The sequence below is a fragment of the Pseudoalteromonas sp. SG43-6 genome, from assembly GCF_014164365.1.
Lineage (GTDB): Bacteria > Pseudomonadota > Gammaproteobacteria > Enterobacterales > Alteromonadaceae > Pseudoalteromonas > Pseudoalteromonas rhizosphaerae.
The window spans coordinates 33921-53582 of record NZ_JACJEZ010000034.1; the positions used below are offsets into that span (position 1 = coordinate 33921).

The 19662-nt window shown below is 39.5% G+C and carries 18 protein-coding genes; 9 read left to right on the top strand and 9 right to left on the bottom strand.

Going from position 1 to position 19662, the window contains the following annotated elements; genetic code table 11:
• Positions 1-32 precede the first annotated feature (32 nt).
• Genes arsC through H5201_RS14810 form a run of 3 tightly spaced genes read left to right on the top strand, consistent with a single transcriptional unit; the run spans position 33 to position 1395 of the window.
• A complete protein-coding gene (arsC, locus tag H5201_RS14800) occupies positions 33-380 on the top strand; it encodes an arsenate reductase (glutaredoxin) (RefSeq protein ID WP_182784987.1) in 348 nt (115 codons plus the stop codon).
• Positions 380-934, top strand: coding sequence for an NAD(P)H:quinone oxidoreductase (gene wrbA, locus H5201_RS14805; protein ID WP_145241001.1), 555 nt, complete (start codon positions 380-382; stop codon positions 932-934). The genes arsC and wrbA overlap by 1 nt, the downstream gene beginning before the upstream one ends.
• On the top strand, positions 931-1395 hold the full coding sequence (locus H5201_RS14810; RefSeq protein ID WP_145241003.1) for a DUF2069 domain-containing protein: 465 nt from the start codon (positions 931-933) through the stop codon (positions 1393-1395). The genes wrbA and H5201_RS14810 overlap by 4 nt, the downstream gene beginning before the upstream one ends.
• Before the next feature lie 131 nt (positions 1396-1526).
• On the opposite strand, the gene H5201_RS14815 is transcribed toward H5201_RS14810, so the two are convergent.
• The gene (locus H5201_RS14815; RefSeq protein WP_182718421.1) at positions 1527-2864 is read right to left on the bottom strand and encodes an ankyrin repeat domain-containing protein; all 1338 of its coding nucleotides are present in this window, start codon (positions 2862-2864) and stop codon (positions 1527-1529) included.
• Positions 2865-3124: 260 nt separating this feature from the next.
• A complete protein-coding gene (locus H5201_RS14820; protein ID WP_149982826.1) occupies positions 3125-3721 on the bottom strand; it encodes a phospholipid-binding protein MlaC in 597 nt (198 codons plus the stop codon).
• Positions 3722-3959: 238 nt separating this feature from the next.
• Between H5201_RS14820 and H5201_RS14825 the strand changes: the two genes are divergently transcribed.
• Positions 3960-4502: an acyloxyacyl hydrolase gene (locus H5201_RS14825; RefSeq protein ID WP_182718423.1), complete on the top strand. Its 543-nt coding sequence runs from the start codon at positions 3960-3962 to the stop codon at positions 4500-4502.
• Positions 4503-4556: 54 nt separating this feature from the next.
• Entirely contained in the window at positions 4557-4703 is a 147-nt protein-coding gene (locus H5201_RS14830; RefSeq protein ID WP_145241011.1) for a DUF2897 family protein, read from the top strand.
• Positions 4704-4742: 39 nt separating this feature from the next.
• On the opposite strand, the gene metE is transcribed toward H5201_RS14830, so the two are convergent.
• Positions 4743-7016 carry a 5-methyltetrahydropteroyltriglutamate--homocysteine S-methyltransferase gene (gene metE / locus H5201_RS14835; RefSeq protein ID WP_182784990.1) on the bottom strand — a complete coding sequence of 758 codons (2274 nt, stop codon included), beginning with the start codon at positions 7014-7016 and terminating at the stop codon, positions 4743-4745.
• A 289-nt stretch (positions 7017-7305) separates the two neighbouring features.
• Here metE and H5201_RS14840 point away from each other — a divergent pair, with 289 nt between their 5' ends.
• Together H5201_RS14840 and H5201_RS14845 are read left to right on the top strand one after the other, a co-directional pair.
• Positions 7306-8193: a LysR family transcriptional regulator gene (locus H5201_RS14840; protein WP_182718425.1), complete on the top strand. Its 888-nt coding sequence runs from the start codon at positions 7306-7308 to the stop codon at positions 8191-8193.
• 52 nt (positions 8194-8245) lie between these two features.
• The gene (locus tag H5201_RS14845) at positions 8246-9010 is read left to right on the top strand and encodes an ElyC/SanA/YdcF family protein (protein ID WP_182784997.1); all 765 of its coding nucleotides are present in this window, start codon (positions 8246-8248) and stop codon (positions 9008-9010) included.
• A gap of 34 nt (positions 9011-9044) precedes the next feature.
• On the opposite strand, the gene H5201_RS14850 is transcribed toward H5201_RS14845, so the two are convergent.
• Positions 9045-9797 (bottom strand): Nif3-like dinuclear metal center hexameric protein, encoded by a 753-nt coding sequence (locus tag H5201_RS14850; protein ID WP_182718427.1) that lies wholly within the window; start codon positions 9795-9797, stop codon positions 9045-9047.
• A 150-nt stretch (positions 9798-9947) separates the two neighbouring features.
• Here H5201_RS14850 and H5201_RS14855 point away from each other — a divergent pair, with 150 nt between their 5' ends.
• Positions 9948-10313: a hypothetical protein gene (locus H5201_RS14855; protein ID WP_182739946.1), complete on the top strand. Its 366-nt coding sequence runs from the start codon at positions 9948-9950 to the stop codon at positions 10311-10313.
• A gap of 33 nt (positions 10314-10346) precedes the next feature.
• Here the strand turns inward: H5201_RS14855 and H5201_RS14860 are convergent, their stop codons facing one another.
• The gene (locus H5201_RS14860) at positions 10347-10820 is read right to left on the bottom strand and encodes an HPP family protein (RefSeq protein WP_182784992.1); all 474 of its coding nucleotides are present in this window, start codon (positions 10818-10820) and stop codon (positions 10347-10349) included.
• A gap of 99 nt (positions 10821-10919) precedes the next feature.
• Here H5201_RS14860 and H5201_RS14865 point away from each other — a divergent pair, with 99 nt between their 5' ends.
• On the top strand, positions 10920-11501 hold the full coding sequence (locus tag H5201_RS14865) for a TetR/AcrR family transcriptional regulator (RefSeq protein WP_182739944.1): 582 nt from the start codon (positions 10920-10922) through the stop codon (positions 11499-11501).
• Between the two features lie 46 nt (positions 11502-11547).
• Here H5201_RS14865 and H5201_RS14870 read toward each other — a convergent pair whose 3' ends face one another.
• The 4 genes from H5201_RS14870 to H5201_RS14885 all read right to left on the bottom strand — a co-directional run bounded on the left by H5201_RS14870 (position 11548) and on the right by H5201_RS14885 (position 19408).
• Positions 11548-14730, bottom strand: coding sequence for an amidohydrolase family protein (locus tag H5201_RS14870; RefSeq protein WP_182784994.1), 3183 nt, complete (start codon positions 14728-14730; stop codon positions 11548-11550).
• A 106-nt stretch (positions 14731-14836) separates the two neighbouring features.
• Complete coding sequence (locus H5201_RS14875; protein ID WP_149982835.1) at positions 14837-15661, bottom strand: M90 family metallopeptidase; 825 nt, start codon at positions 15659-15661, stop codon at positions 14837-14839.
• Between the two features lie 141 nt (positions 15662-15802).
• Positions 15803-17035, bottom strand: a complete 1233-nt coding sequence (locus H5201_RS14880; RefSeq protein ID WP_182784995.1) for a M23 family metallopeptidase — start codon at positions 17033-17035, stop codon at positions 15803-15805.
• A gap of 435 nt (positions 17036-17470) precedes the next feature.
• Positions 17471-19408 (bottom strand): hypothetical protein, encoded by a 1938-nt coding sequence (locus tag H5201_RS14885; RefSeq protein WP_182784996.1) that lies wholly within the window; start codon positions 19406-19408, stop codon positions 17471-17473.
• Positions 19409-19662: the final 254 nt, after the last annotated feature.

A 19662-nucleotide genomic window follows, 5' to 3' on the forward strand; every position in this document is an offset into this window, starting at 1 on the left:
ATAGCCTTACTTTATCTAATTGGATTGTTACTATGTCTGTTACTATTTTTCATAATCCACGTTGTTCAAAATCGCGTGAAACATTAGCCCTACTTGAGCAAAAATCGATTCAGCCAGAGATAATCGAATACTTAAAAACACCATTGAATCATGAGCAAATCAGCATCTTAGTTAAACAGCTAGGGTTTTCTTCAGTACGTGAACTAATGCGTACTAAAGAAGATATTTACAAAGAGTTAGACCTTAAAAATGAGCATGATGAAAACGTACTCATTGCAGCCATGGTTAGCAATCCAAAATTAATTGAGCGCCCTATTGTGGTAAATAACAATAAAGCCGCACTGGGTCGCCCACCAGAAAACGTACTAAGCGTACTTTAATGAGCGTCACTATTGTTGTGTTGTATCATTCAAGTCACGGCTCTGTTGCAGCCATGGCACATGAAATTGCAGAGTCGATTGAATGCCAAGGCGGTACTGCACTGCTAAGAACCTTTGTAGCTAGAGAACCTCACGATATTGTGATCAGCAAAGATGACTTAATCCAGTGTGATGGGTTAGCATTTGGCACCCCTACTCGCTTTGGTATGATGGCCTCACAAGCCAAAGCTTTTTGGGAAACCACCAGCGACTTATGGTTAAAAGGGCAATTAATAGATAAACCAGCCTGTGTATTCTCATCATCAAGTAGCATGCATGGCGGCAATGAAGCAACGTTGCTTAATTTGTCACTGCCATTATTACACCACGGTATGCTGTTAATGGGTGTGCCCTATGAAGTACCGGAATTACTTGCCACACAAACCGGTGGCACTCCCTATGGTGCAAGCCATGTTGCTGGTGCACAAAATAGCGCGCAATTAAGTAAAGACGAAATTAAAATTTGCCAAAGCGTTGGCCAACGCTTAGTTAAAATCACGAGAAAATTACAATGACATCGCACAGCGATTTAAACCCACAACTCACACCGAAAAAGGCTATCACTATCCGTTTTCAACGTATTGCAATAATTGGCTATATTGGCTTGTTACTGCTGATGCCACTTTGGTTGTTTTTATTAGAGCCTAGAGAAGGTCATAGCAATGGATTTATTTTTGTTGTGTATATTCTGCCGCTTTTACTGCCGCTAAAAGGCATCATTCAAGATAAACCTTATACGTATGCGTGGGCAAACTTTATTGTTATGTTCTATTTTATTCACGGTTTTACCCTACTGTGGGTCGCACAAGAACAACTAATATGGGTCGTTTTAGAGCTGCTGTTCGCCAGTATGATGTTTATTGGTTGTACTTATTATGCACGTCACCGAGGTCAAGAGCTGGGGCTAAAAATTCAAAAACTAAAAGATGAGTTAGCAACAGAAAAAGCGGCTCATGAATTTAATAAAAAAGACTAAAGTTAATACCAAACGACTTAAATATTTAACCATTCTAGCGAGCTAAATGGTCAGTAACTTAACACGATTGGTATAACAACTAAAAAACGCGCTTAATTAGCGCGTTTTTGTCTACGGTACATGCAAGAAGCTTAAACAACTTCACTTAACGTTGCCAATGCAACAATACTTGCTAAGCCTAGCTGCCCAACTAAACTGATCAATGAGCAACAACGCAGTACAAATAACCCCCATGGGTGTTTAATATGAGGGTATAAAGCGCAGCGCTTCAAACTAATTGCAAAAAAGAAGCAGACAATTGCCAACATGGTTAAGCAAAGCGTCAGTTCACTTTTAATTGCAATCGAATCATCAAAAAAGAAAAACAACTGTAGCGGCAACAATAAAGTCACGATGGCATGTAAGGCGTGGACTTTTTTGATCCGCGAAAATTGTCCATCCGGCGATAATTCTTTAATACCAAAATCACGCTCTAAGCATTTCACTAACTGACTGGCTTTAACACTCACTGCTAAACGATAACAACTTAAGCCATCACAGTTACGAACACGAAAGTCATAGCCAGACTTCAATAATAGCACCATCAAAGGTTCATTTTTTGCTAGTACCGCATAATGTAAAGCACTGTTACCAAGGGCATCACGTTGTTTTTTATCTTGTTTATCTAATAAGGTTTGTACTAAATTAACAAACCCTTTTTCAACTGCCCACATAAAGGCCGTTTTACCATTTTCATCCGCCAACGTGCCTGTTGCACCTTGCTCTATAAAACGCATCGCCATCGTTTGTTTAGCTGTGTCAAAACGCAAATGCGCCAACAGTGCTTGTTCTAATAGCACCACTGAGTCAACATCTGGTGATACTTGGGTCAATAAGGTGAAATAATCCTTTCCGCCAGCAACTTTTTTCGCCGCTAATTCACTTAACGCATTAACGTCATCGATTGAGTCAGGTATAAAGGTGCTAAAACGTTCACGAAAATCAACTTCTTTCCACAGTGCCAAAGCATCTTCAGCACTCATTTTACTGCCCGCATTGAGCGCATACTCGATGATTGTAAAATAGCGTTTTGAGAATAACTGAGATAATAACGTAACGGGTGTTTCTATCGTTGTTTGTGACGCTACAGCTGCATATTTTTCAAGACGTTGGCAAAGTAATAGCACTAAACTCTCTGGGCTATACTCGTTATCAAAATAGTAATCTTTAGCTGCCGAAATATACTGTTGAGCGGCTTCATCATATTCACAAATATGTTGGAAAAAACACTCTTCAAATGGCTCAAGGGGAGTTAACCAGGTTAAATAATAGATAGGCGGTAGCACAGTGGTACACACGCCATTGTCTTCTTCAGTCGAGCGACAAGCCGGCCATGCTTCTAAAGCGTCTAAAATAAATGCACCGTTTTGCTCAATAAGTCCTTTGACTAATAACGGGTATTCTTTAGGCCAAATAAGTACATTTTCCATTAAAAAAACACAACTCCAGTGTCTATCTTGCTCGGTACAAAGGTCAGTAAAAGAGTTTAACAACTACAAACTGACACTGCGCTTAATATAATTTTAAGTACCCCAGTAAATTAGTGATACCAGTGGGTATGTAAGCGCTTATTCTAGCATACCCAAAACCACACGCTATAGCCAAACCGTGTGATTTTAAAAGAAAATAACAAAGCACCATGCAGTTAACACTGCATGGTGCTTTAGGTTGGAGACTTACTTGGAAATGATTACTTACTGTTAAGCTCAGCTGTCACTTGGTCAAGGCCAACTTCTGAAATTCGTTGAATAACTTCTTTTTGCTTTGCACTGAGTAACGAAATACCTTCAGCGACAATATCATATACTTTCCAGCTACCATCTTTACCTTGGCGAAGCTTAAAGTGTAAGTCAATCGTTGGCGCATTATCTGCAATAATTTGCGTCTTAACCGTGGCAAACTCGCTCTCTGCAGCATCGTTACTTTCTTCGAATTTTATTTCTTGCCCGGTATATTTCATTAATGCACTAGCATAGGTAGTGGTTAAGTAATGCTCCACTGCACTTATAAATGCAGTCGCTTGTTGGCGATCGATACCTTTAATATGCTTACCTAATAATTTATAGGAAACAAATTTAACATCTATATTAGGCATTAAATACTGATCAACAATGTGTGCCATGTCACTTTTGCTCGCTGTGCCTTGGCTGTTTATTTTGCCAATTTCACTAAACAGCTGATCGCCTACCTGAGTTAATAACTGATTAGGTGACTGTTGTGTTTGCGCAAACAAGGAAGCACTAAAAACTAGCGCGATTAATAATAAATAACGACCAAGTGAAATCATTGTTGATAAGTCCTAAGTAAATCTTGTAGCGTAATTTACGCTGTTCATAAGAGATTAAAAAGCCTCAAAATAGCACCTTATTAGTGCCAGTACAGCATCAATTGATTTAATCTTTTTATTTCATATTGTTAGCTAAGCTCATGCAATAACACACAGAGTCTGTGAATTTATGCCACTTGAATTAGCCTCCCCCACGCCCTTATTTTGTAAATAACGTTTTCATCTAAAGAGCTTCTCCATGTTATTTAAAACATTAACTGTATTGATTTTATTATCTATTTCCATGTTCAGCAGACTATCTTATGGCGCGCCCTATACACTTTCCCCTCATGGCTATGCCATTGATTACATTCAGGGGGAAGGTGATGTTAAAGGTTTAAAACTGGCATACCAATACCATGCTCCGGCACTACAATCATTAATTGAAAATACCCATATTTACTTAGAATCAAGTATTAATATTTGGGAATACGGCGCAGATAATAGCCATCAGACAAATGTTGTCCTTGCAATATCCCCGGTATTTCAACATCTGATCAGCTCAGTGCGCGGTATTCCTTTGTATTTCGAAGCCGGCATAGGGGTTTCATTAGTCAATGACACTCACTTCGCCGGCAAAAATGTGAGTACCCACTACCAGTTTGAAGACCGACTAGGCTTTGTTGCTGATTTTGGAAAAACCAAAGCTGCGGTGCGTTATTTACACTATTCAAATGCAGGGTTTAAAAGACCAAACCCAGGTCTTGATTTTATTTCGCTGTCGTTTTCTAGACGTTTTTAACCCTAGAAATCTTTGCTACACTAAGTACTTATAAATGACTCATTAGAGATCACCATGCAAATTTGGCATATACTCATCATCATCTTAGTGTTGGCAATCATTATCGGTAATATTTTGCTGATCAAACACTCAGCAAAAATGGATTTTAAAAAACCAACCGATGAAGATGAACTCAAATCAGAGCAACAAAAAAAGCCCTAACTAAGTTTTGTTAGGGCTTTACATCGTAGGAGATGTTCTTTACTGCAGCTCCTCACGCAGCTCTTTGGTTGCTTTAACCATATTATCAAGAGCTTGTCGCGTTTCTTGCCAACCACGGGTTTTCAAACCACAGTCCGGGTTTACCCATAAACGCGCAACCGGTATTTTTCGTGCGGCTTTATGGATCAACGTTTTCATCCATGCAATATCCGGTACATTCGGAGTGTGAATATCATATACACCTGGACCAATATCATTTGGATAATCAAAATTCTCAAATGCTTCAAGTAGTTCCATGTTAGAACGTGAGGTTTCAATGGTGATCACATCGGCATCCATATCTGCAATCGCGGCAATAATACCGTTAAATTCGGCGTAACACATGTGAGTATGAATTTGTGTTTCATCTTTCACACCGCTTGCTGAGACCCTAAATGCATACGCTGCCCATTCTAAATATGCTTGCCATTGGCTACATTTAAGCGGCATACCTTCACGAAATGCAGGTTCATCAATTTGAATAATATCAATACCGGCATTTTGTAAATCGACCACTTCATCACGTAACGCAAGTGCAATTTGATTAGCGATGGTGGGTTTGTCTAAATCATCACGAATGAATGACCAAAACAGAATAGTTACAGGACCTGTTAGCATGCCTTTCATTTTCTTACTCGTCAGCGACTGTGCGTATTTTGTCCACTGAACCGTCATCGCTTTTTCACGTGATACATCCCCCCAAATTACAGGTGGTTTCACGCATCGCGAGCCGTAGCTTTGCACCCAACCAAACTGGGTAAAAGCAAAGCCTTCTAATAGTTCAGCAAAGTATTCAACCATGTCATTACGCTCCGCTTCGCCGTGCACTAACACATCTAAATCAAGCGCCTCTTGCTCTTCAACAGCGTAGCGAATTTCTGCTTTCATTTGCCTTTGATAATCATCCGCAGATAATTCACCGGCTTTATAATCACGGCGTGCTTGACGAATTACTTGAGTTTGTGGAAATGATCCTATCGTGGTGGTCGGCAGTAGCGGTAAATTAAGTGCTGCATGTTGTTTTTCAATACGTTGAGCAAATGCATGATTACGCTTACCGTCTTTTGCGGTGAGTGCAGTTACACGCTGTTGTACAGCTGTATTATTTACACGAGTAGAGGTTAAGCGTGCTTTAATAGGTGCTGAATAAGCAACGAGCTCACTGCTATCATTGCTTTCAAGCGCGGCTTTTAATAATGACAACTCTTGGCCTTTTTGTTTTGCAAATGCAAGCCATGAACAAAGTTCATCATCGAGCTTTTCTTCTTGCTCTAAATCAACCGGTGTATGCAGTAAAGAACAAGATGGGGCAAGCCATAGATTATCACCGCGCTTTAGCGCAATGTCTTTTATGCTATTAAATACAGCCTCTAAATCAGTACGCCAAATATTACGGCCATTTACTACGCCTAATGATAAAACTTGATCTGTACTTAATAATATATCTAGTTTTGCAACATCAACATTTGTTGCAACACAATCAAAATGTACGCCATCAACAGGGTAACCTGCAATATCATCAAAGTAGGCAGTGACTGAGTCAAAATAACTAGCAAGTAACAACTTCACGCCTTGACCTGCAAGTGAACGAAAGCTTGTTTTTAATGCCTCTTGATAATCTTCTGTCAGCTCTAAACCTAAAATAGGCTCATCAACTTGTACCCATTCAATCCCTTGCTGCGCTAATTTAGCTAACATGTGTTGATAAACAGCTAATAGTTTTTCAAGTAAGCTAAGTTTATCAAACTCCTCACCAGCACATTTTGCTAAGTAAAGATAAGTGACGGGGCCGACCAATACTACTTTTGCATTGTGCCCCAATGCTTGTGCTTGAGTAACTTGCTCGAATAACTCAGTGCAAGTTAGTTGAAACTGCTGATCATGAGTTAGCTCTGGAACTATGTAATGATAATTAGTATTAAACCACTTTGTCATTTCGCTTGCTGCACATGAACAACCGCTTGGTGCACGACCACGCCCAATACGAAATAATGTATCAAGATCAATGCTACCATCCGCTTTTTGATGACGCTTGGGCACTGCGCCAATCAATAAAGAGGTAGATAACACATGGTCATACCAAGCAAAGTCACCTACCGGTAATAAATCAATCCCAGCATCTGCTTGAAGAGCCCAATTTTCTGCCCGGATCGTCTTACCTTGATCAAGCAACTGCTCTTGGCTGATTTTACCAGCCCAGTATGATTCTACTGCAAATTTTAGTTCACGCTTTCTACCTATGCGAGGAAAACCTAAGTTATGTAATTGTGCCATGTTGAAATTCCCTTCCAGCTGTTTAGATAGCTAAAACCATAAACCTATACCTGACATCAAACAATTGATGCTTCCTCAGTTTCAACTTGAGGTAAATTCATGGAAATGATTTTTTGCAAACTCAAAAAACACAATGACATCGCTGTCAAATATGATGCTATAGTAGACTTGTAAATTTCACGTAAAAAAACGGGATTTATAGCCATCTAGACGTTGAAGCATCTTAATTTAAGGCGTATTATGGCTGTAATCTGAGTTAAACTCACCTTTACCATGAGAATTATTAAAGATGATTGATGTAAAACACTTAAAGACCATCGCAACCTTGAAAGAAACCGGTTCTTTGGTAAATACTGCGCGCGAATTATTTTTGACTCAATCCGCTTTATCTCATCAAATCAAAGATTTAGAAAACAAGCTTGATTGCCAACTATTTGAACGTAAAACTCAACCGGTGCGCTTTACCCCACAAGGTATGCTATTACTTGAACTTGCCAGCGAAGTACTCCCGCGTGTTGAAGCAACCAAATGCCGTTTAAAAGAAAGTCTTAATCAACCAATTTCACAATTACGACTCAGTGTTGAATGCCATGCTTGTTTTCATTGGTTATTACCAACAATTAAAGAATTCAATAACTTTTGGCCTGATATCAAAGTTGATTATGAGCGCGGCTTTAGTTATGACGCTATTCCTGAGCTGCTCAGTGATGAATTAGATTTAGTACTCACTTCAGACATTCGTGAACCAGATAAACTTGAATACGCACATTTATTTGATTTTAAGCTTAAATTAATTGTTGCCCCAGATCATGAACTAGCGAAAAAAGCCTATGTAACGGCGCTTGATTTGAAAAACGAGACGATTATTTCATACCCTATTCCACGAGAGCGTCAGGATATCTTCAAACATTTTATTCAAAATGCACGTTTTGATGGCACCTTGAAAACCGTAGATCAGGGCTTGCTCATTTTTCAGCTTGTCAGTGCCGGAATGGGGGTTGCAGCATTACCGGATTGGTTAGTAACACCATATGAAAGCCAAGGACTCATTAAGTCGATTCCATTAGGCGCGCTGGGATTAACCCGTCCAATGTATTTAGCCATGAAAAAGAATATGAAAGATAACCCAGTGTATCGCCACTTTTTAAATACCTGTAAGTTAAATAACGGTCGATAAAATAGGTTTAACCCAGTAGCATACAGAAAACCCCTTTATGTGTGCTACTGTGATGTTTGAACTGAAAAAAATCCTCGGTGCAATGCTAATGCCATTGCCTCTGTTTGCTCTACTGTGCTTTGTTTGCTTATTAATCGCACTGCGTACCAAGAAAGTCAGCATATTTATTGGTTTAATCGCAATTACCAGTTTATTGCTGATCAGTACCCCTTTTATTGGTCAAAAAATAATTGCTCCAAATTCACAGTTAAAGTATGTTTTTGATACAAATAAACAGCCGATACTCGATAAAATAGTGGTACTTGGTTGTGATATAAATCCTAACCCAAAACTTAACGCCAATAGCCAACTTGGTAATTGTGCTAAAAGCCGCCTAATCGAAGCTATGCGCTTAGCATATGTGTACCCACAAGCTCAACTTATTGTTTCAGGTGGCGGTTACAATAAAGTGACCAACAGTAGTTTGATGCAACAAACCGCGATAAGTTTAGGTATTGATGCGCAGCGTATTAAACAAAATCCTACGGCTATGGATACCGCCGATGAAGCACGGCTTTTAGCACCTGCTCTAGTTGATTTTAAAGTTGCACTGGTAACTTCGGCAAGTCACATGGCACGAGCAAAAGATCTATTTAATAGCCAAGGCGTTGATGTTATTCCAGCCGCCACTGACTTTCATGACTTTAGCGAATGGCCTACCCATAAACAGTATATTCCAAGTGCTGATGTGCTATTAGCGGTGACCCGTGATTGGCATGAAAGAATAGGCATGTTTTTGATAAGTGTGCGCCGCTGGATTGATCCAGAAGCGCTTTAAGGTCTAACTCACTTAAAGTGAATTAGCTGGCAACTCAAACTGGGTTGTCTATATCAATGAAGGTTACATCAAAACCATGTTGCTCAGCCAATAACTCACCGAGCGCTTTTATGCCATAGCGTTCGGTGGCGTGATGGCCTGCGGCAAAAAAATCGATCTTTTGCTCACGCGAACTGTGAATGGTCTGCTCTGAAGCCTCGCCTGTTAAATAGGCATCAATCCCCTGGCTAGCAGCCAAATCAATATAACCTTGACCACCTCCAGTACACCAAGCGATGGTCTCAATTAGCTCATCACGTACTAGACTCACTAAAGGTTCACGAGCAAGCACTGTTAATATTTTTTGTGCAAATTGCTCACCACTCATTGGGATTTTTAAACGCCCTTTGACTGCGACACTATTTGCTACAGGCTCCAAACCATCGAGTATTTCTAAATCAAGTAGCTGTGCTAATTGCGCGTTATTACCGATTGATGGATGCACATCAAGAGGTAAATGATAGGCAAATAAATTGATATCATGATTAAGTAACGCAGCTATGCGACGCTTTTTCATACCGGTAATAGGTTGCGCTTCACCTTTCCAGAAATAACCATGATGAACTAATATTGTGTCTGCGCCATGCGCAATTGCAGCATCGATTAATGCTTGACTGGCAGTGACACCTGTAACAATTTTTTTTATCTGTTCACGTCCTTCGACTTGTAGCCCATTTGGGCAAAAGTCTTGAATAGAATCAGGTCTTAAAATGGTATTTAGTAATTGGTTAAATTCTCTGCGCTGCATTTTTTTATTCCAGATTAGCGTTAAATTTTGTGCAAATTTTGGCGTTTATAGGGCTAAAATGGAAGGAAAATCGCAAAAAATTGAAAAGTAAGTCAAAAATAGGTATAAATAAATATTCTCAATCTGTGTTTACAACGTATAGGGCCTCTGATGAGCAAACTAGACAAAACAGAAGTATTAAATGCCTTTGAAGCAGCATACCAAGCAGCCAATGGTAAGAAACCTGAAATCACCAGCAAACCTGGTTGGTACAGCATCGACGGCGGCAAAAACTTGCGCCTTGCAGAAGTTGCTGAATTAACAGAGCAGCTAACTTCAGGCGATACGTCTGCACAACCTGCAGCACCTGCTAAGAAAACTAAAACTAAATCAGCAGTGCCAGCTAAAGCAGCTGTTAAAAAAGCACCATTTACTATAACAACAGCTAATGAAGAAGGTTACACTGCCGAAGAGTTTTGGATTGTGTACCTAGCTAAAAAAGATCACGATTGCCGCTTACCTCGCGGTGTTGTGTAATAACTTTAGACTCGTAGCATAAAAAAACCGCTTTTAAGCGGTTTTTTTATGGCCAACAACGTCGAGTTTTGTATTCAACCACCCTGATATATACCCACAGATAACAATAAACACGGTACCAACAAGAACTGGCATAATCAAAAAGTCCCAACTTTGACCACTGACCATAATTAAAATAGGGTTGGCCCCTGCTGCAGGATGTATGGTGTTAGTCAACATCATTGCGGTCACAGCTAATCCAGTCGCAATAGCAATACTGATCGGATCCACGCCTATAAAACTAATAAAAGCCAAACCTATCACGGCAGTGATGAAATGCCCTACAATAACATTTTTTGCTTTTGCTAAAGGGCTTTTTGGTACACCAAACACCAGCACCGCAGTTGCGCCAAATGGTGCCATAAGCCATACACCATAATTCCCTAAACTTTCTAAATATGCTAATACCGAAAGTGTCAGTGCAGAAAAGATACCCGCGATAACGGCTTTGTAAAATACATCATTCATTAATATTACTTCCTTTAGAGGTAGACCGACTTGTCTACATTTAGATGATAGACAAGTCGGTCTACTTATGTCAAGCTTACTTTTTGACTAGGAGCAACCATGGATAAACGTACCCAGATAATTAATACCGCACTCAGTGCGTTCTATCAAAGAGGGATCCATGCGGTAGGCATTAATGAAATACTTAAAGAAGCAGGTGTTGCAAAAAAAACGCTTTATAATCATTTCGTCAGTAAAGATGAGTTGATCTGTGCGTGTTTAGAGCTCAGAGATCAGCGCTTTAATCAGTGGTTGTATGAACAATTAGAAAACTGCAATACCCCCTTCGAAGTGGCTAATGCACTTTTTAGCGCACTCTCCGCTTGGATAGATAATAAAGTCTCTGAGCTTGGACCTTTTAATGGCTGTTTTTTTATTAATACCGCAGCGGAGTTTCCACACAGCGAGCACCCTATCGCGATGCTTTGCAAAGCACACAAAGAATCAGTTTTACAATTATTGTTCGATAAACTCTCACACACAGAACAACTTAAAGGTCAGTTAGAAAAAACCATACAGTTAGCACAATTATTAATGACCTTAAAAGAAGGTATGATCTGTCAGGCTAGAGTGACGCACTCCAGTAATACACTATTGCAAGACCCAGTATTATTACGCCAACTTATAGCAAGTAGCATATAAAAAAAGCGGCTGTTCAGCCGCTTTTGATTGGTTATAACACTAATAATTACTTATCTTCAAAGTACAATTTGTCGCGTGCTTTTTTGCCAACTTCATTCATAGTCGCGGCATCAAATAACCGACCGTTGATCATCGTATAATCAACTTTATCTGTATCACGAATATTAGTCAGTGGATTACCATCAATCACCATTAGGTCAGCAAGTTTACCGACTTCCAATGAGCCGATATTCTGATCAAGGCCGATGTACTTGGCCGGATCAAGCGTCGCCGCACGAATAGCTTCCAGTGGACTCATACCACCTTGAGCAAACATCCAAATCTCCCAGTGCGCTGCAAGGCCTTCGCGCTGACCATGTGCACCTAGATTCACTAAAACACCTAAATCTTGTAGCTCTTTTGCTACCCGTGCATTGTTAAAGTGATTATAGTGGTGATCGGGTGCTTTAACACGGCGCATTGAACGTGGTAATAATTGGTTTTTTGGCACAAATTTACTTAAGCGCGGGTGATTCCACACATCAGTCTTATCATACCAATAGTTTTCTCCCCAGATGCCGCCATATGCCACACCAAGTGTTGGCGTGTAGCCTACATCACTTTGTGACCAAAGCTGCTTGATATCATCATAAATATTCGCCACGGGAATTGAGTGCTCAATGCCCGTATGACCATCAACCACCATCGTTAAATTATGCTGTAATAATGAACCACCTTCTGGCACCACCATCATTTCAAGCTCTCGGCCAGCTTCAATTACTTGTTGGCGTTGTTCACGTCGTGGTTGGTTGTATGATTTAACACTAAACGCGCCAACTTTCTTTAATCGCTCTAAGTGAAATTTAGCATCATCTAACGAATCAATGTGTGATGTATAACCTGGCATATTGGCACCATATAAAATAGTACCGGTTGAGAAAATACGTGGGCCTACAATAGTCCCCGCTTTTTGCATTTCGCTGGCTGTAAAAATCTCTGTTGTATCGTTTGATGGATCGTGAATTGTCGTGACGCCTAACGATAGGCCCGCTAAGTTTTTCCAATTTTGCTCAGGAATGATCTCATCGCTGCCTTGTGAACCATGCGCATGCGCATCAACAATTCCTGGCATAATTGTTTTGCCAGATACATCAATTACCTGTGCGCCTTTTGGAATGTTAATATCAACAGCTGTACCAACGGCTTTAATATGTTTACCATCGGTTAATAGTATACCATTTTCAATGACTTGCTCGCCTTTCATGGTAATAATACGTGCGCCCGTTAAAGCTATCATGCCTTTTGGTTCAGCCATTTTGCTACTAAAGCCAATGTTATCGCCACTTTTTACTTTAAAGTCAGCGTCATCCGCTTTATTGATATCAAATAAACCTGCCAAACTTGCATGATAAAGCTCTGGGCCTAGCGTCCAATACAGTTTATCGCTGCTGGCGCTCCAGCTGATATTCTCACCGGCACGAACAGATAACTGCTCAATCGGAAATTGGCTGTCTTTAGGACCAATATTAATGGTTTTACCACTTTGCACTAATGGCGTAACAAACACTTTAAAACGTTCAGCAAAAGCGAGGTACTTGCCATCAGGCGATACTCTAAACTCAGTAGCATGCTCTGACTCATAAAGCTTAGTGATTTTTTTCGAATCAAGTTCAACCACACTTAGCGTTGGCTTAGGCCATGGGCTCATCACAAAAACTCGATCATTAGCTGATGCAAACTGCGGCTGATAACCACTTTTAGAAATTAACTCAGCTTTCCCGCCTTTGCTACTCACTGCATAAATACCCGGATGCAGTGACCAATCAGGGTTTAAAATGCTGCCTCCTGAGGCTTTACGGTACACTACCGTTTTGCCATCAGGACTAAATGTTGGCTCAACATATTTACCTGGCTCTGTGGTAATATCATCACCGCGACCACTGCGCGCAGAGACAACTCGAACAGCCCCCTGTTCGTTATCATCCCAGGTTACATAGACTATTTTTTTACCATCACGGGAAAACTGCGGGAACAACTCAAAGTGGTCATTTTGTTCAGTTAAACGCTTTATTTTTCCTGACTCTAAATCGCGTTTATAAATATGTCCTAGCGCTTCAAAAATTGCTGTTTCACCATCCGGCGAAATCTGTACATTACGCAACATTTTTACAGCAAATTCATCGCTATCAATATTTTGTGTAAAACGCACTGCTTGTTGAATTTTTTTACTGGTTTTTACTTCAAATGGTACGGTTTCTACATCGCCATCTTGCACATCAAGTTTATGAATAGTACCGCCAGCCCAAAATACCAGTTGGTTATTATCTGGTGTCCATGCAATGGTTGGATACACGCCATGAATAGCCCAAGTCTCTTGCATATCACGTTCAAGCTTGTCATATAGCTTAGTATGCTTACCGCTGGTTAAGTCATATAGGTAGAGGCTAGTTTGAAAATCATCTCGTTTAATATACGCAAGCTTTTTACCGTCTGGCGACGGGGTTGGTCTGATCGCGCCGCCCATACCATCAATAATCGTTTCTATCTCACCCGTTTGGCGATCATAGCGTTTGATTTTATAAATGCCAGCAACCGAATCTTTTGAATAATGAAAGGTTTTACCCGGTGTGGCATCATGTGAAAAGTACACATAACGGCCATCCGGTGAGAACATCGGCTCACCTAAATCTTTTTGATCATTCTCACGTTTAGTGAGTTGTACACCTTTGCCACCCGCTTTATGATAAAGCCATACTTCACCTGCGCCTAATGAACGGCTCGCTGTAAAATGCTTACGAGCAACAATATAGTCGCCGTCGGGACTCCATGCGGGGCTGTTCAATAAGCGAAACGTTTCATCGGTTACCGCCGTTTGATTTTCACCGTTTAAATCCATCAACCAGATATTATCACCGCCACCTTGATCAGAGGTAAACGCAATATGTTTACCATCAGGACTAAAACGCGGTTGCATTTGCCATGCGATATCAGAGGTCAGTTGAGTGGCAGTGCCACCAGCCATCGGCATAGTGTAAATATCGCCCAGCAAATCAAACACAATGGTTTTGCCATCAGGACTGACATCGATATTCATCCAAGTGCCTTGAGAGACACTAATATTAGCATCAACAAATTGCCCTTGTGGCGCATCCACTTGCCATTTTTTGTCATCATTATCTTGTGCCTGAGCCTGACCATATAGCGCCAGTGACACAGCTACAGCCATTGCTGTATGAAGCATTTGTTTCATCGCCTTCTCGCTTATTTTTATTGCGGTTTTCATCTTATAAACATGATTGCAACAAAAACGGCAGCAAGTTACCAGCGATATCTGATAAAGCGTCGTTATTTGGCGGTTAATGCCATTTTATTGGATCAAACTGATAATAGCCGACCAATAAACTGTATATTTCAGGATCATAATGGCGCAGCTCACTGGGCTTTTCGAGAAAAGTTTCGGTGATCACGGCAAAAAATTCGGCTTCATTAGTTGCACCATAACTATGAATAACATGCGGCATATTATACGCAACATGAGTTTTTAACTGATTATAAGCGCGGCTAAAAACACGCCCCCACTGTTTATAATCTGCCTCTTTAGCTAATATAGGCGTGCCTGTGGTTTTACCTGTTTCTTGATCAAGTTGGTGAGCAAATTCATGAAACACTAAATTATGTCCGTCACTGGGTAAGCGATTCCCTTCAAGCACATCGTGCCAGCTTAGAACTAAAGTCCCTCCAGGCCATGACTCGCCTTGACGAACAGTATTATGATAGCTTACTAATCCGGCACTATCACGAGATGTCTGCGGCGCGTAATAGGCACTTGGGTACAGCAAAATTTCTTTCACATTTTGATAAAGTGGCCATGGTTTATTAAGCACCAACACACATGCATCCGCAGCAATTATTAACTTCATACTCTCGTTTAGAATTAAACCATCACAACCAATAAAGCGTTTTTCATTTAGAAACCAGACAATATGACGCTCTAATTTTTCCCGATCAGCATCCGTCATTTTTTGATAGATAGGCATATACCGTAACAATAATGTTTTTTGCTTTTCATCTAAACGATAATCTTGATACTTTTTTTGCCACAAGCGGTTTTGAATAACCGGCCAACGCCAATAAACAACTACAAACGCAATCAGCGCAAATATTAATAATCCATTTACCATTACGAGGTCCTATCAACAGGTGTAGCTTATTAATATGTCCTGTGAGGATAAAATTCAATCATCTAGCCTAGCAACAGCTAAAAAACCGCCCATAACTATGTTAAAGGCGGTCAACTATATTATTACGTAAAATCAATTATATTAACGATATAAACGGTCCCATGCACAAGTACGGTAACCATTACGCTCAAAGTAGAAACGATTACAATTGTCATCGTAGTTGCTATTGCCGACATCAATACGATGACCACTAATATATTGATTATGTAATGACACCTGCTGGCCGTTATACAACAAAGTAAAATGCACGTGAGGACCTGATGATTGTCCCCCTTCACATAGTGCTTGGTTATAATTGTTCGCATAACGACCGAGCCATGCACCTGGCTGCACAAAATCACCGCTACTATACTGCAGATTAGACATATGATAATAGTTGGTTGAATATCCACTCGAATGCGTTACGCGGATATTACATGACGAAAAACGTGTGATAGTACCGCCATGCGCCGCTTGAACATATGGTGTATTTGCGCCCCAACCACCAGAGCCATCATTAAAATCAAGCGATGAATATGGATAACCAGAGCCAGTATTAGAGTGAGCCCCACCGCTGTACCAATAATAACCTGATGACCATGGTAAGTTCATTGAAAAACTAGCCGCGGCAAACTGCTGATTGCTACTTTGTAGTGCACTTTTAGAGGATCTTTGTAACTGAGCGCGACTATCAGGGAATAGAAGCTCAAACGTCGCTAAAAAGCCGGTTAGATCGCTCTTAGCGTAATTAACATTATCTTTGCTTAATACTTGTTTTTTAAGAACACTGACCAATGCTACTGTCGCTGCAGTACTGCTGTTGGTATTGACTCTATTGGTGATTTCCTCGCCCGTATACTTTGATGTTTCCGGGGTGGCTTGGCTATCTTGCCACTGTTTATATGCATAAAAACGTTGACTTAACATCATTACCACATCTTCTAGCTGGGCATCAAAACCGTGTTCGTCCGATAAACCTGCAAAAGCATTATTAATATCTGCGTCAGGATCAGAAAGTAAGCCACTTTGCAGCTCAATCAACGCTAAGATAACTTTAGGGTTGATACTTGTATAACCTGCCCAGTGCAAAACACGCTCTTTTTTATCTTCCAGTACAGGCGCATGCAGTGCAAAGAAATTATCCCAATCTTCACGCAACAAGTCATTATTGAACACAAACTGAGTATCGTCCACAGCCACCAAGGAGGTTAACTTAAGTGACTCAATGGACTGTGCAGTAAAGTTAAAATCATTATGCTTATGGCCTTGTGCAAACAACGCTGGCGACACACCTAAAACACCTGCTAAAGCTACATATATCATCTTACTTTTCATCTTTTGTTCCTTCTGTTCACATCAAAAAGACCCCAAAGCGGGAACAAAAGGTATAGCATCAAATTCAACTAAATGTTAATAAAATGTTTTAATATATGTATTAGTATATATTATATACTCGAAAAGCAATGGCCTGTAGCGTGTTTATCTACCAAAAAAACATACACCCATATTGTCAACAAACCAAGCTTCTAGGCGATTTAAATATATAACCTCAAAATTGAATTTGGGATCATCTTAATTATCAATACACAAGTCCATCGTATAGCACTCTTTGTTAATGACACTTACGAGTTTATCTGACCCCAGAATAGTCAATATCTAATAACAGGAAATATATCTGTCGAATACATTATTAACTCAGTGAGACCCCCCTTTTAAGGAAGATAAAAAAGGGAGAGAGTACAAAACTCCCCCCGTAGAAACAGCTAACCTTTAAAGCACAGGTAAGGTAATTTTGCCTGTAACAATTTCAGAACTGCCTTTTACAGCATACTCATAACCAAAAGTAACATTATTTTTACTGCTTAATTGATTGTCATCAAGATTTTCTATTTGATAAGTATTATTTGATAACTTATACCACTGACGATCAGGAAGGCTTGTGTAGAAATCAACAGAGTAGTCATCAATTAAAATAGTTTCATTAACAGCAACTGAAACTGTATTAATCTCGCTAATATTTATGTTGCCATCAGATACAATTGTGCTCTCAATTAGTGCAGGATTTACTTTTCCATTGGCTGTATAGCCTAGCAAATTAACTTTAAAATGACTTAAGGTTGCTATTGATGCTGGTAAGTAAAGACTACCATTGTTTGATTTACGCTTAAAACCAACATCTTCATTAGCTGTATTCTTAAGTACTATAGTTTTGCCGTCAGTTAATCCGTTATTATTATCCCAACGCAATTGATTGATATCAAAAGGAGATTGATCTGCAATACGAAATGAGCTTGCGGCTGAGATATTCACGACTTCACCTGTAGACTTCACACTGACTTTTTCAATGTTATACTCATAATGGCCGCCGACAAGAGGAGCGGCTGGTGACAGAGTAACAAATGTATCGTTATATTTAAGCGATGAGGTAAAAGGAACAGAAACGTCATTAAACGAAATTTGCGTTACGCCTTGTGCAATAAAATCGTTTTCATCATCAGTACCTTTAACAACCGTTATTTGACGTTTCTTAATTAATGACGCAGCACTATCAACTAACTCAATAGGCGCTTCCATAAACATATAGAAGTTTTGAGATGTTTCATCTGCTATGGCACTAACAACTCGCGGCCTAGAGGAAAACGACGATACTCTTGGCTTTATTACTAGTGATAAAACACCATCGTCTAGTTCATAAAAACGATTTAAATTATTAAAGCTTGAGTTAGTAACTGACACCCCACCATTTGTAGCATAAAGATTTACTTCACCTGTATCATAGCGATTACCTGAACTATCTACGAAACTAGGTAAAAGTAGTTTCATCTTTGAACTACCATTATATTCAAAAATATACTCTTTACTATCAGCATCGAAAGTTGCTGGCGTTCCTTTAGTAAGATTTTTTAATGAAACAAAGTTCAAATTATCAAATGTATTACCAAGTTCATTAATTACTGAAACACGGACTTCAAACTTTGCGTTTTCAGCTGTTTTAGAAACATACAAAGTATTTCCGTTGGTTAACTCGCTTATATTAATTTGGCTAATACTGTCTGACTGATTGTTATAACTAAAATCATCAACAGCATCATTGTCAACATCAAGGTCCATTAATAGCAGATCAGTAAAACCGGCTACTTTAGCAATAGAGTACATACCAGTATCTGCATTATAGGTAGAACGAATAAAATGTTCATTACGATTCGAAAATTCATTGTACATATTAAATGCAGTGGAAATACTGTAACTAAATTCAAGCCCTGCTACAGGTGTATTTTCACCATTAAGCAGTACTTCAAACTGCACAGTTTCAGCACTTGAAACTTCTAAACTTCCCAATTGAGCTATACCGTAATTCGTTTTACCGTAAAAAGCACGCTCCTGAAAAGAACCATCAGCACTGGAGACAAGCAGAACAAAGTCAGAGTTTTTTGGTAGCTCATTTAATTCAAATAAACCGTTTGAAGCAGCGACAGGCTCGCTCCAGTCATTACCAATTTTAATTGATACTTGGGCATTATTAACAGACTCACCTGTTAATAAGTGTTTAACTGATCCAGTTAAAGTTACACTTTCTAGCTCAGCTTGAGCATCAGTATTATTTTCAATAGCAGCTACTATATCGTCATTATTATCTTCAACTTCTAGGCAACCAGAAAGGAAAAAACTAGATGAAATGGCAAGTGCAATAGCAGATTTTCTTAACATTTAAACTCCATGTATTTATTATTTTTACCCAGATAGGGCTCATGTGAAGTATACCGAAGTACTTGCTTATAACGCAACAATACAATCCCAGGACTTAAGTATCTGAACATAAGATAAATTGTCTATTTATCCCCCACAACTAACTGGGTTGTTTGTTTTTATAGCAATTTATATATAAAATCGACTGTCCACTTAATATAGAAAATAACATTAGCAATAAGTAAAGTTAAAGTTAAAGTTAAAGTTAAAGTATT